9 protein-coding genes and 1 pseudogene are annotated in these 12,688 nt (G+C 63.9%); 7 read left to right on the top strand and 3 right to left on the bottom strand.

Going from position 1 to position 12,688, the window contains the following annotated elements; translation table 11 throughout:
- Positions 1-232: 232 nt before the first annotated feature.
- The 3 genes from MOV75_RS02900 to MOV75_RS02890 all read right to left on the bottom strand — a co-directional run bounded on the left by MOV75_RS02900 (position 233) and on the right by MOV75_RS02890 (position 3,382).
- A complete protein-coding gene (locus MOV75_RS02900) occupies positions 233-1,969 on the bottom strand; it encodes a bifunctional protein-serine/threonine kinase/phosphatase (RefSeq protein WP_246916767.1) in 1,737 nt (578 codons plus the stop codon).
- Between the two features lie 60 nt (positions 1,970-2,029).
- Positions 2,030-2,869, bottom strand: a complete 840-nt coding sequence (locus MOV75_RS02895; RefSeq protein ID WP_246916762.1) for a formate/nitrite transporter family protein — start codon at positions 2,867-2,869, stop codon at positions 2,030-2,032.
- A 300-nt stretch (positions 2,870-3,169) separates the two neighbouring features.
- Entirely contained in the window at positions 3,170-3,382 is a 213-nt protein-coding gene (locus MOV75_RS02890; RefSeq protein WP_246916759.1) for a hypothetical protein, read from the bottom strand.
- Positions 3,383-3,547: 165 nt separating this feature from the next.
- On the opposite strand from MOV75_RS02890, the gene MOV75_RS02885 reads away from it, so the two are divergent.
- The 7 genes and pseudogenes from MOV75_RS02885 to MOV75_RS02855 form a co-directional block, all read left to right on the top strand.
- Positions 3,548-4,867, top strand: a complete 1,320-nt coding sequence (locus tag MOV75_RS02885) for a CmpA/NrtA family ABC transporter substrate-binding protein (RefSeq protein ID WP_246916755.1) — start codon at positions 3,548-3,550, stop codon at positions 4,865-4,867.
- A gap of 60 nt (positions 4,868-4,927) precedes the next feature.
- A pseudogene (ntrB, locus tag MOV75_RS02880) lies at positions 4,928-5,822 on the top strand (nitrate ABC transporter permease).
- Between the two features lie 13 nt (positions 5,823-5,835).
- Positions 5,836-6,630, top strand: coding sequence for an ABC transporter ATP-binding protein (locus tag MOV75_RS02875; protein WP_247004841.1), 795 nt, complete (start codon positions 5,836-5,838; stop codon positions 6,628-6,630).
- A 336-nt stretch (positions 6,631-6,966) separates the two neighbouring features.
- Positions 6,967-8,346 (top strand): MFS transporter, encoded by a 1,380-nt coding sequence (locus MOV75_RS02870; RefSeq protein ID WP_246916746.1) that lies wholly within the window; start codon positions 6,967-6,969, stop codon positions 8,344-8,346.
- Between the two features lie 122 nt (positions 8,347-8,468).
- Complete coding sequence (locus MOV75_RS02865; protein WP_246916743.1) at positions 8,469-8,897, top strand: globin family protein; 429 nt, start codon at positions 8,469-8,471, stop codon at positions 8,895-8,897.
- 10 nt (positions 8,898-8,907) lie between these two features.
- Positions 8,908-10,125, top strand: coding sequence for an FAD-dependent oxidoreductase (locus tag MOV75_RS02860; RefSeq protein ID WP_246916738.1), 1,218 nt, complete (start codon positions 8,908-8,910; stop codon positions 10,123-10,125).
- A 1-nt stretch (position 10,126) separates the two neighbouring features.
- On the top strand, positions 10,127-12,688 hold a 2,562-nt coding region (locus MOV75_RS02855), incomplete at its 3' end, for a nitrate reductase (RefSeq protein WP_247004839.1).

Raw genomic sequence — 12,688 nt, 5'->3', positions numbered from 1 at the left:
CCGACAAGCGCCCCAGCCATCATCACCCATTCACGAGCGCCATATCGGGAGTGCCATTTGATTGCCGCGAGCATTGGATGCCTCCTTCAAAGCAAGAAGCCTCCGCGACATTAGCCTAGGCCAGGGGCACCGGGATGTAAACTACTTCACAGTCAGTCAACATCTTCGACATCGCTCTGGGCGATCACTCGCCGCGCTTGGCGCCGGAAGCTGACGCTTCCGCCCTCAGGCCCTACCGCGCGTGCAGCAGCGCCAGCAGCACGACGACGGCGCAGGCGAGCGCCGCCGAGGTCAGCTTCCAGAACATCAGCGGACTGCGCTCAAGGAGCGGCGTGATCCGCGTGTCGAGATACGCCGGATTCGGTGTGCGAAGCTCGAAGACAAATTCGGACAGATCCTCGTGCCGCTTGTAGGGATCGGGATGCAGCGCGCGCCTGAGCGCGCCGTCGACCCAGGCCGGCACGTTGCGATCGTCGTCGGCCGGGCGATACCGGAGCTTGCGCACGTCCGCCTTGCGCCGGATCCTGGCAACCTGGGTGCCGTAGGGAAGCTTTCCGGTCAGCATCTGGTAGCAGATCACCGCCAGCGAAAACATGTCGGAGCGCGGCGTGCCGCCCTGCCCAAGAAAATACTCCGGCGCCGTATACTGGACGGTGCCCAGGATTTCGTCGGCCTCGTCCGGCGGTGCCGCTTCCGCGACGCCGGCCACCCTGACCGATCCGAAGTCGATGATCTTCGCGGTGCCGGTCTTGTCGATCAGGATGTTGTCGGGCCTGAGGTCCTGATGCAGCATCTCCATGCGGTGGAAGGCGCGCAGGCCGGCGGCGATCTGCTCGATGAGGCCACGGACGGTTTCGAGATCGGGGCGCGGATTGTCGGTCATCCACTGCTTCAAGGTCTGGCCTTCGACGAACTCGGTCGCGACGTAGAGATAGCTGCGCTGCCGCGACTGGGACAGCGGCTTGAGCACATGCGGGCTGTCGATCCGGCGCGCGATCCACTCCTCCATGAGGAAGCGCTTGAGATAGGCGGCATTGTCGCGCAGGTCGATCGACGGCAGCTTGAGCGCGACCGGTTCCTCGGTTTCGACATCGACGGCGAGATAGATGTGGCTGCGGCTGCTGCCGTGGATTTCCCTGACGATCCGGTAGCCATCGAAGATCGCGCGCGGCTCCGGCAGCGGCGGCAGCGGCAATTGTGAGGTCTGACTGAAGATGCCGGCCGGCTCGCGTTGGGGCACCGCGTCGATCCGCAGGATCTGGACGGTGATGTTGTCGTCGCTGCCTCGCCGGTAGGCTTCCTCGACGATGGCCTTGGCCGCCCCGTCGAGATCGGCTGCATGCTCGTTCAGCGCGCTGGTGACAAAGCGCGCGTCGACGAATTCGTAGGCACCGTCAGTCGCCAGCAGGAAAATGTCGCCGGCCTCGACCTCGAACGCCTGATAGTCGATCTCGAGCTGCGGATTGATGCCGAGCGCGCGGCCGAGATAGGTCTGCTCCGAGGACACGATGATGCGGTGATCGTCGGTCAGCTGCTCGAGCGCCTTGCCGGCGACGCGGTAGATGCGGCAATCGCCGACATGGAAGATGTACGCGGTGGTCGCCTTGATGACCATGGCGCTGAGGGTGCAGACATAGCCCTTGTCGCGGTCATAGGCGTATTGGCTCTTGCGCGTCTGCGCGTGCAGCCAGGAATTGGTGGCATCCAGCACACGGCGGGCGGACGTCTTCACCGTCCAGGATTCCGACGTGCAATAATAGTCCATCAGGAAGCTCTTGACCGCCGACTCGCTGGCGATCTGGCTCACCGTGCTAGAGGAGATGCCGTCGGCGAGGACGGCCGAGATGCCCTTCAGGCTGAGCAGCGGCTCCTCCGGAATGAGGACGCCGTGAAAGTCCTGGTTGACGGGCTTGCGACCCTTGTCGGAATGCTGGCCAACCGAGATCAGGAGTCCGCGGGACATCGTCATCACCAGGAGAAGGGAGCCTCACCCTGCTTGGGCAAGGCTCCCTTGTCGAGACGTATTCGATCAGGCCGCGACGCGGGGCTTCGCAGCCTTGTCGGCCTGGCGCTTCGGCAAGGTCATGACATGCGTGGTGTAGAGCGTCATGCCGGTGAAGGCGAGGCCACCGACGAGGTTGCCGAGCACGGTCGGGATCTCGTTCCAGATCAGGTAATCCAAGATGGAGAACTTTGCGCCGAGCAGCAGGCCGGACGGGAACAAGAACATGTTCACGACGGAATGCTCGAACACCATGTAGAAGAACACCAGGATCGGCATCCACATGGCGATGACTTTGCCGGAGACCGAGGTCGAGATCATGGCGCCGACGACTCCCGTCGAGACCATCCAGTTGCAGAGCATGCCGCGCAGGAACAGCGTCGCCATGCCGGCCGCACCATGGGCGGCGTAGCCGAGCGTCCGGCTTTCGCCGATGATTCCGATCGCGGTGCCGACCTTGTCCGGCGGCTGCGAGAAGCCGAAGGTGGTGACGAAGGCCATCATGAAGGCGACGGTGAAGGCGCCGGCGAAATTGCCGACGAAGACGAGGCCCCAGTTGCGCAGCACGCCACCGATCGTGACGCCAGGACGCTTGTCGATCAGGGCGAGCGGCGAGAGCACGAACACGCCGGTCAGGAGATCGAAGCCCAGGAGGTACAGCATGACGAAGCCGACCGGAAACAGGAGTGCGCCGATCAGCGGCTGGCCGGTATTCACGTTGATCGTGACGGCGAACCATGCCGCGAGCGTGAGGATGGCGCCGGCCATGTAGGCGCGGATGATGGTATCCCGGGTGGACATGAAGATCTTGGACTCGCCCGCATCCACCATCTTGGTGACGAATTCCGAAGGCGCGAGATACGACATCAATGGTTCCTTTTGCTTCGTAAGTGAGATCGACACGCCCTGGCGAGAGCGCGACTGAACATCTTTGGCCGTGCGGGCCGGCCTGCCGCGCACGAGGGCTATTGAAAGTTTGGAAGCCTTGGGAATCGCGTCACGAGGACTGAGCCGGAGAGGGCCGCGAAGCAGTTGAGCTTCCGAATGCAGCCGCCAGAGGCTGCAACAATGCGGCAAGCCGCAGTCTTCGTTGACGTCCAAGGAGAAGCAAGTTGCGTGCCGCGTCGTCAAAATAGGGAAAATCTAAGGATATCAACTGGATGCTTCTCAGGTCGATCCGCCGATGCAGCGCTTGTCGGCTTCCTGCTTGATCGCATGCACAAGATTTGTGCGTCGCACAAGGATTGAGCAGGCCGCAAGTTTCACATGCGCGACGGATACGCGACGGCCTGCCGCAATTTCGATAACACGTTGATTGTCATTTGTTTTTTTATCCGTCGGGCTTGGCACGAAGCTTGAATAGTTCCATGCCGACGCCATTGAAGCCGTCCCGCGAGACTTCTCATCCGACTTGCCGACGCCACCAGGCGGGGGTCTCCCCCGTCGTGCGTTGGCATGCGCCAAAGACGGCGCCGCCGGACGGACGGGCTGCTCGCGTGCACTGACGCCATCAATTCTGCAACGATGCAAAGGACGACACTGCCTATGACCAAGCGCACCCGCCGGCCCTCGGAGACGGGCCTCAGCCGCCGTCAATTGTTGAAAGCCACCGGCTCGACCGCCGCACTTCTCGCCGCAGCAAAACTGAATTTCCCCGCCGGCGCGTTCGCGCAGGACGCAGGCCCCGAAGTCAAGGGCGCCAAGCTCGGCTTCATCGCGCTCTCCGATGCCGGCCCGCTCTTCGTCGCCAAGGACAAGGGCCTATTCGCCAAATATGGCGTGCCCGACACCGACGTGCAGAAGCAGGCTTCCTGGGGCACCACGCGCGACAATCTCGTGCTCGGCTCCGAAGGCAACGGGATCGACGGCGCGCACATCCTCACCCCCATGCCGTACCTGATCTCGGCCGGCAAGGTGACGCAGAACAGCCAGCCGACGCCGATGTACATCCTGGCGCGGCTCAATCTCGATGCGCAGTGCATCTCGGTCGCCAAGGAATACGCCGATCTCAAGATCGGTACCGACGCGGCGCCGCTCAAGACGGCGTTCGAGAAGAAGAAGGCCGAGGGCAAGTCGGTCAAGGTCGCGATGACCTTCCCGGGCGGCACGCACGATCTCTGGGTCCGCTATTGGCTCGCGGCCGGCGGGATCGATCCCGACAAGGACGTCGAGACCATCACCGTGCCGCCGCCGCAGATGGTGGCCAACATGAAGGTCGGCACCATGGACGCCTTCTGCGTCGGCGAACCATGGCCAGGCCAGCTCGTCCATCAGGGCATCGGCTATACCGCCGTCAACACCGGCGAGATCTGGAGCAAGCATCCCGAAAAGTCGCTCGGCATGCGCGCGGCCTGGGTCGACAAGAACCCGAAGGCTGCGAAGGCGATCCTGATGGCGGTGATGGAGGCGCAGCAATGGGCCGACAAGATGGAGAACAAGGAAGAGCTCGCCACCATCATGGCCAAGCGCCAGTGGATCAACTGCCCGGTCGAGGACATTGCCGATCGCGCCAAGGGCAAGTTCGACTACGGCATCCCCGGCAAGGTGGTCGAGAACTCGCCGCACATCATGAAGTACTGGCGCGACCATGCCTCCTATCCGTTCCAGAGCCACGATCTCTGGTTCATGACCGAGGACATCCGCTGGGGCAAATACGAAGCCGGCTTCGACAGCAAGGCGCTGATCGCCAAGGTCAACCGCGAGGACATGTGGCGCGATGCGGCCAAGACGCTCGGTGTCGCGGCCTCCGACATTCCAACCTCCACCTCGCGCGGCAAGGAGACCTTCTTCGACGGCAAGGTGTTCGATCCGGAAAATCCGGCTGCCTATCTGAAATCGCTCGCGATCAAGCGCGTCGAAGTCTGATGGACCCAGCGGCCGCCCTTGGGCGGCCGCATCGCCTTTTGCAGCCGGAGAGATATTGCGATGAATATGCCTGCCGCCAAAATTGAGATCGAGACCGCGACGCCTGCGGCCAGTGCCGCGCCGGTCGTTGCGATGACGCCAAAGCGTCCCCCGCGCACGGAAGCCTACGCACGCATGGCAAGGGAGACCGCCGTGCGCGTGATCCCGCCCCTGGTCGTGATCGCGCTGCTGACGCTGGTCTGGGAGCTGATCTGCCGCCGTGCCGGCTCGGCACTGCCGCCGCCATCGAAGGTGTTCAAGGACACCAAGGAGCTGATCCTCGATCCGTTCTTCGACCATGGCGGCATCGACAAGGGCCTGTTCTGGCATCTCTCTGCCAGCCTGCAGCGCGTCGCCTTCGGCTATTCGCTCTCCGCGATCGCCGGCATCGCGCTCGGCGTGCTGGTCGGACAGTCGGTCTGGGCGATGCGCGGGCTCGATCCGCTGTTCCAGGCTGCGCACCATCCCGCCGCTGGCCTGGTTGCCGCTGTCGCTCGCGGCGTTCCGTGACGGCCAGCCCTCGGCGATCTTCGTCATCTTCATCACCTCGATCTGGCCGATCATCATCAATACCGCGGTCGGCATCCGCAACATCCCGCAGGACTATCGCAACGTCGCCGCGGTGGTGCAGCTCAACCCGCTCGAGTTCTTCGCCAAGATCATGATCCCGGCGGCCGCGCCTTACATCTTCACGGGCCTGCGCATCGGCATCGGGCTGTCATGGCTCGCTATCATCGCGGCGGAAATGCTGATCGGCGGCGTCGGCATCGGCTTCTTCATCTGGGACGCCTGGAACTCCTCTCATATCAGCGAGATCATCCTGGCGCTGTTCTATGTCGGCATCGTCGGCTTCGTGCTGGACCGCCTGATCGCGGGTCTTGGCAAGGTCGTCACCCGCGGCACCGCGCAGAATTGAAGGAGAGGGGCACATGACCGCTTATCTGAAGCTCGACCATATCGACAAGGTCTTTACCCGCGGCGCCGCGACCACCGAGGTGCTCAAGGAGATCAACCTGACGATCGAGAAGGGCGAATACGTCTCGATCATCGGCCATTCCGGCTGCGGCAAGTCGACCCTGCTCAACATCATTGCAGGACTGACAGGCGCCACCACCGGCGGCGTGCTACTCGAAAACCGCGAGGTCAACTCGCCGGGGCCCGACCGCGCCGTGGTGTTCCAGAACCATAGCCTGCTGCCCTGGCTCACCGTCTACGAGAACGTCAGGCTCGGCGTCGACAAGGTCTTCGCCAAGACCAAGTCCCGCGCCGAGCGCGACGCCTGGGTGATGCACAATCTCAACCTCGTGCAGATGGCCCATGCCAGGGACAAGCGCCCATCCGAAATCTCCGGCGGCATGAAGCAGCGCGTCGGCATTGCGCGGGCGCTGGCGATGGAGCCGAAGGTGCTGCTGCTCGACGAGCCGTTCGGCGCGCTCGACGCGCTGACCCGCGCACATCTGCAGGACTCCGTAATGGCGCTGCATCAGAAGCTCGGCAACACCATTTTGATGATCACCCACGACGTCGACGAGGCCGTGCTGTTGTCCGACCGCATCGTGATGATGACCAATGGGCCGAGCGCGCGCATCGGCGAGGTGCTGGAGGTACCGCTGGCGCGTCCGCGCAAGCGGCTCGAGCTCGCGACCAACGCCACCTATTTGAAGTGCCGGCAGCGCGTGCTCGAATTCCTTTACGAGCGTCATCGCTTCGTCGAGGCCGCGTAAATCAAATGTTAACGCGAGACATGCGCGCGCCTAATTAATCGACATCCCGCTCAATCCTTGTGCGTCGCACAAGGATTGAGCGAATCGCAAATTTTGCGAGCGGAAAAGCCCTGCAATAAATTCTGGCAATACGAATAACGTCCTGAAATCCCTGTATTTCCAGCGTGCGCGCAATTGGCACGGAAATTGAAATGCCTTTGCGCGACGCCAACGACGACGTCCCTCAACACCATCAATCAGCATCGTGAACTCGCCACCGGGGTGAAGCCTCGGAGCGCGCCTCCATGTGAGGCAGAGCCTGCAACGACGCAGCGGTGAGCCTAGAAGGGATACTCAATGACGAAGAATCCTACGTGGATTTCAGACTGGCGCCCCGAAGATGAGGCGTTCTGGAATGCGACTGGCAAGACTATCGCGCGACGCAATCTAATCTGGTCGATCGTGGCCGAGCATATCGGCTTCTCGGTCTGGCTGATCTGGAGCATCGTCACCACCAAGCTGCCGCAGGCGGGCTTCCACTACACCACCGACCAGCTGTTCCAGCTCGTTGCGGTGCCGGGCCTGATCGGCGCATTGATGCGCTTTCCCTATACATTCGCCGTGACGACGTTCGGCGGCCGCAACTGGACCATCTTCAGTGCGGCGATCCTGTTCATTCCGACGTTGTCGCTTGCCTATTTCGTGAGCCAGCCCGACACGCCGTTCTGGCTGATGCTGTTGATCGCCTCGACCGCGGGTCTCGGTGGCGGCAACTTCGCCTCCAGCATGACCAACATCTCCTTCTTCTTCCCCGACCGGATGAAGGGATGGGCGCTCGGCCTGAACGCGGCCGGTGGCAATATCGGTGTCTCCAGCGTGCAGCTGCTGACCCCGATCCTGATGACGCTCGCCGTGTTCAACCTGTTCCAGGCAACGCCCGTCGACGGCATCTTCCTGCAGAATGCCGGCCTGATGTGGGTGCTGCCGATCGCGATCGCGGTGTTCGGTGCGGTGTTCTTCATGAACAATCTCACCACGGCGAAATCGTCGGTGAAGAACCAGCTCGCGATCGTCAAGCGCAAGCACACCTGGATCATGGCGTATCTCTATATCGGCACGTTCGGATCCTTCATCGGCTACTCCGCCGCGTTCCCGCTGCTGATCAAGACGCAGTTCCCGCAAGTCACGATCGCGATCGCGTTCCTCGGGCCGCTGGTCGGCTCGCTGTCGCGTCCGCTCGGCGGCTGGCTTGCCGACAGGATCGGCGGCTCGATCATCACGTTCTGGAATTTCATCGTGATGGCGGGCGCGACGGTCGGCGTGCTCTACTTCGTCGGGCAGAAGGATTTCATCGGCTTCCTGTCGATGTTCCTGATCTTGTTCGTGACGACGGGTATCGGCAACGGCTCGACCTATCGCATGATCCCCTCGATCTTCCGCGAGGAGAACCTGTTCAAGGTGCGCGGCAAAGGCGATGCGGCGCGCGCGGTGGCGCTCAAGACGGCGAGCATCGAGAGCGGTGCAGCGGTCGGCTTCATCGGCGCTATCGGCGCCGTCGGTGGCTATCTGATCCCGACCGGTTTCGGCAAGTCGATCGCCCTGACCGGCGGGCCGCAGCTCGCGCTCGTGATCTATCTCGCCTTCTACGCCACCTGCCTCGCACTGACCTGGTGGTTCTATCTGCGTCGCAGCCCGCAGGGCGAAGGCGCCTCAAGCCTTGCCGAAGCGCGAGTCTGATACTTGGTATGAATCTCGCTTCTCCCCGTACGCGGGGAGAAGACTCTCTGATGACGTTTGACCCATGAACCTTGTTCGCAACGGCGCGCACCAAGGCAAACCGAAACAGACAGGATAACATCATGACGCCCGAACAGATCACCCTCGTCCAGCAGAGCTTCGCCAAGGTCGCACCGATATCGGAGCAGGCCGCGGTGCTGTTCTACAATCGTCTGTTCGAGGTGGCGCCGTCCGTGCGCGCAATGTTTCCCGAGGACATGACCGAGCAGCGGAAGAAGCTGATGGGCATGCTCGCCGCCGTCGTCGGTGGCCTGTCGAACCTCGACTCGATTCTTCCTGCGGCCTCCAAGCTCGCCAAGCGCCACGTCGCCTATGGCGCCAAGGCCGAGCACTATCCCGTGGTCGGTGCGGCCCTGCTTTGGACGCTGGAGAAGGGGCTCGGTGAGGACTGGACGCCTGAACTCGCAAGAGCGTGGACAGATGTCTATGGCGTGCTGTCTGGCTACATGATGTCCGAGGCCTACGGCGCGCAAGCGCAGGCCGCTGAATAGGAGATGTCTCGTGAGTGAACCGCTGGTCATCGTCGGTAACGGTATGGCGGCCGCACGTCTGGTCGACGAGCTCGCCAAGACCGCGCTCGGCCGCTACGCGGTCGCCGTGATCGGTGAGGAACCGCGGCTCGCTTACAACCGCGTGCTGCTCTCATCCGTGCTGGCCGGCGAGACCGGCTCGCACGAGATCGAGCTCCGGCCGGCTGATTGGTGGCGCCATCGCGGCGTTACGGTGCGCTACGGCTATCGCGTCACCGAAATCGATGTCGGCCGCCGCGAGCTGAAGATCGAAGGCGAAGAGAGCATGGAATATTCCAAGCTCGTGCTCGCCACGGGGTCGACGGCGCTGCGGCTGAACGTCCCCGGCGCCGATCTCGCCGGCGTGCACACCTTTCGCGACACCCGCGATGTCGACCTGTTGCTGACGTTGGCTGCAGCGAAGAAGCGCGTCGTCGTCGTCGGCGGCGGGCTGCTCGGACTTGAAGCAGCCTACGGCCTCGCCAAGGCCGGCGCGCCGGTGACGCTGCTGCACCTCATGGACCGGCTGATGGAGCGTCAGCTCGATGGGTCGGCCGCCGATCTGCTCAAGACGCTGGTCGAGCGCAAAGGCATCCGCATCCTGCTCAACGCCTCGACCGCACGCATCCATGGCGATGGTCATGTCGAAGCCGTCGAGCTTGCCGACGGCAGCCGCATCGAGGCCGACGCCGTGATCTTCGCGGCGGGCATCAAGCCGAGCGCGGCGCTGGCGAAAGAGGCGGGGATCGCGGTCAACCGCGGCATCGTCGTCAACGACGTCATGCAGACGTCCTCGCCCGACATCTTCGCGCTTGGCGAATGCGCCGAGCATCGCGGCACCTGCTATGGCCTGGTCGAGCCCGCCTATGAGCAGGCGCGGGTGCTGGCGCGGCATCTCGCCGGACGTCCTGCTTCCTATCAGGGCAGCGTGGTCTCGACCAATCTGAAGGTCTCCGGCGTCAGCGTGTTCTCGGCGGGCGACTTCATGGGCGGGGAGGGCAGCGAGAGCCTCGTGCTGACCGATCGCAGGCGCGGCACCTACAAGAAGCTCGTGATCGCCGGCGGACGGCTCACCGGCGCCGTGCTGATCGGCGATACCGCCGATGCGCTCTGGTACCTCGAGCTGATCCGCAATCGCGACAAGGTGGCGGCCATCCGCACCGACATGATGTTCGGCCGCGCGCTCGCGCTTCCTTCGAAAGCAGCCTGATATGACGGCGATCGACCCCACGCTTCGTGCCACCAAGACGACCTGTCCCTATTGCGGCGTCGGCTGCGGTGTGTTGGCGACGCCCGACGGCAAGGGTGGCGCGGCGATCGCCGGTGACCCTGATCATCCCGCCAATTTCGGCCGGCTGTGCTCCAAGGGCTCCGCGCTCGGTGAGACCGTCGGGCTGGAAGGCCGTCTGCTCTACCCGATGATCCGCTGCAAGGGGGTGCTGGAGCGCGTGGCCTGGAGCGATGCGCTCGACCACGTTGCCCACCGCATGCAGCACATCGTGGCCCGCGACGGCGCCGATGCGGTCGCGTTCTATCTCTCCGGCCAGCTGCTGACCGAGGACTATTACATCGCCAACAAGCTGATGAAGGGCTTTGTCGGCACGGCGAATGTCGATACCAATTCGCGGCTCTGCATGTCGTCATCGGTCGCCGGCCATCGCCGCGCCTTCGGCGCCGACACGGTGCCCGGCTGCTACGAGGACCTCGATCAGGCCGATTTGCTCGTCTTCGTCGGCTCGAACGCGGCCTGGTGCCATCCGGTGCTGTTCCAGCGCATGCTGAAGAACCGAGGGGAGCGCGGCGCGCGCATGATCGTGATCGATCCGCGCCGCACCGACACGGCTGATGACGTCGACCTGTTCCTGGGGCTCAAGCCCGGCACGGATACCGCGCTGTTTTCCGGCCTGTTCGTCCATCTCGCCGACAATGGTGCGTTGGACCGGGAGTATATCGCGCAGAGCACGTCGGGTTTTGATGACGCGCTGGCGCGCGCGCGCAACATCGCCGGCAGCGTCACCGCGACCGCACTCGCCACGGGCCTCTCCGAGCAGGACGTCGCCACCTTCTTCAAGATGTTCCGCGACACCGAGCGCGTCGTCACGCTCTACTCGCAGGGCGTCAACCAGTCGGCGCAGGGCACTGACAAGGTCAACGCGATCCTGAATTGCCATCTCGCCACCGGGCGCATCGGCAAGCCGGGCGCCTCGCCGTTCTCGCTCACCGGTCAGCCCAACGCGATGGGCGGCCGCGAGGTCGGCGGCCTCGCCAATATGCTGGCAGCCCACATGGGCTTCACGCCGCCCGACATCGATCGCGTCAGGCGGTTCTGGAAGGCGCCGCACATCGCCACCCACGAGGGGTTGAAGGCGGTGCAGCTGTTCGAGGCCATCAACCGCGGCGAGGTCAAGGCGCTCTGGGTGATGGGCACCAACCCGGCGGTGTCGCTGCCCGATGCCGATTTCGTGCGCGAAGCGCTGAAGAAACTCGAATTGTTCGTGGTCTCCGAGAACGTGCTCTCCAACGACACGGTCGAGGCCGGACCGCATGTGCTGCTGCCGGCTCTCGCATGGGGCGAGAAGTCGGGCACGGTGACCAATTCCGAACGCCGCATCTCGCGCCAGCGTTCGTTCCTGCCGGCGCCGGGCGAGGCCCGCCCCGATTGGTGGATTTTGAGCGAGACCGCCAAACGTCTCGGCTTCGGCGACAGCTTCAATTACAAATCCGCCGCCGATATCTTTCGTGAGCACGCCGCACTCTCGGCCTTCGAGAACGAGGGCAGTCGCGATTTCGACATCGGCGCGCTGACCGAGTTGTCGGACGAAGGCTTCGATGCCTTGAAGCCAGTGCAGTGGCCGGTGCGCGAAGGCGAGGCGCCCGGCGAGCGTTTCTTTGCGAAGGGCGGCTTCTTCACCAATGACGGCAAGGGCCGCTTCGTCGCCCCGGAGGTGCCGTCGCTGCGCAGCGAGACCGGTGCCTCGCGTCCACTCAGACTCAACACCGGACGCATCCGCGACCAGTGGCACACCATGACGCGCACCGGCCTCAGCCAGCGGCTGGGCGCGCACCTGCCCGAGCCCTTCGTCGAGCTTCACCCCGATGACGCCAGCAAATATGGCATCGTCCACGACGGCTACGCCCGCATCACCACCGATTACGGCCAGTGCATCCTGAAGGCCGTGGTCAGCGACCGCCAGCAGCGCGGCGCGCTTTTCGTCCCGATCCACTGGAGCGCGATGAATAGCTCGCATGGCCGCGTCGGGTCGCTGGTGCAGTCGTTCACTGACCCGTTCTCGGGCCAACCCGAGTCCAAGGCGACGCCGGCTGCGATTGCACCTTACGAATACGTCTTCCGCGGTTTCGCACTGTCGCGCAGGCAGCTCGATCTGCCGCCGAACCTGTTGTGGGCTCGCGTCACGGTTGCGGGGGGCTTCGGTTATCTGTTCGCCGACAACGCCGATCTGTCGCGCTGGCCGGCCTGGCTCGACGGCGTTGCCGGCGAGGACGTCGCCGAATATCGCGATTTCGGCGGCGGCATCTATCGCGCGGCTTCGTTTGCCGGCGATCGCATCGAGGCCTGCCTGTTCGTCGGCCCCGGGCACGACGCCGGCGATTGGGAGGTGGTCAGAAGTGCCTTTGCGGCCGATCATGTCACCGACGATCAACGCCGCTTGCTGCTGTCGGGCAAGTCGACGGAGGGGACTGCCTCGACCGGGCCGATCGTCTGCGCTTGCTTCGGCGTCGGCCGCGGCACCATCTGCGACAGCATCGCCGCT

Origin of the sequence: Bradyrhizobium sp. PRIMUS42 (genome assembly GCF_023006515.1) — a bacterium.
GTDB lineage: Bacteria > Pseudomonadota > Alphaproteobacteria > Rhizobiales > Xanthobacteraceae > Bradyrhizobium.
Note: the sequence above shows the minus strand (reverse complement) of the source record. Positions and strands in the feature narration are given on the sequence as shown.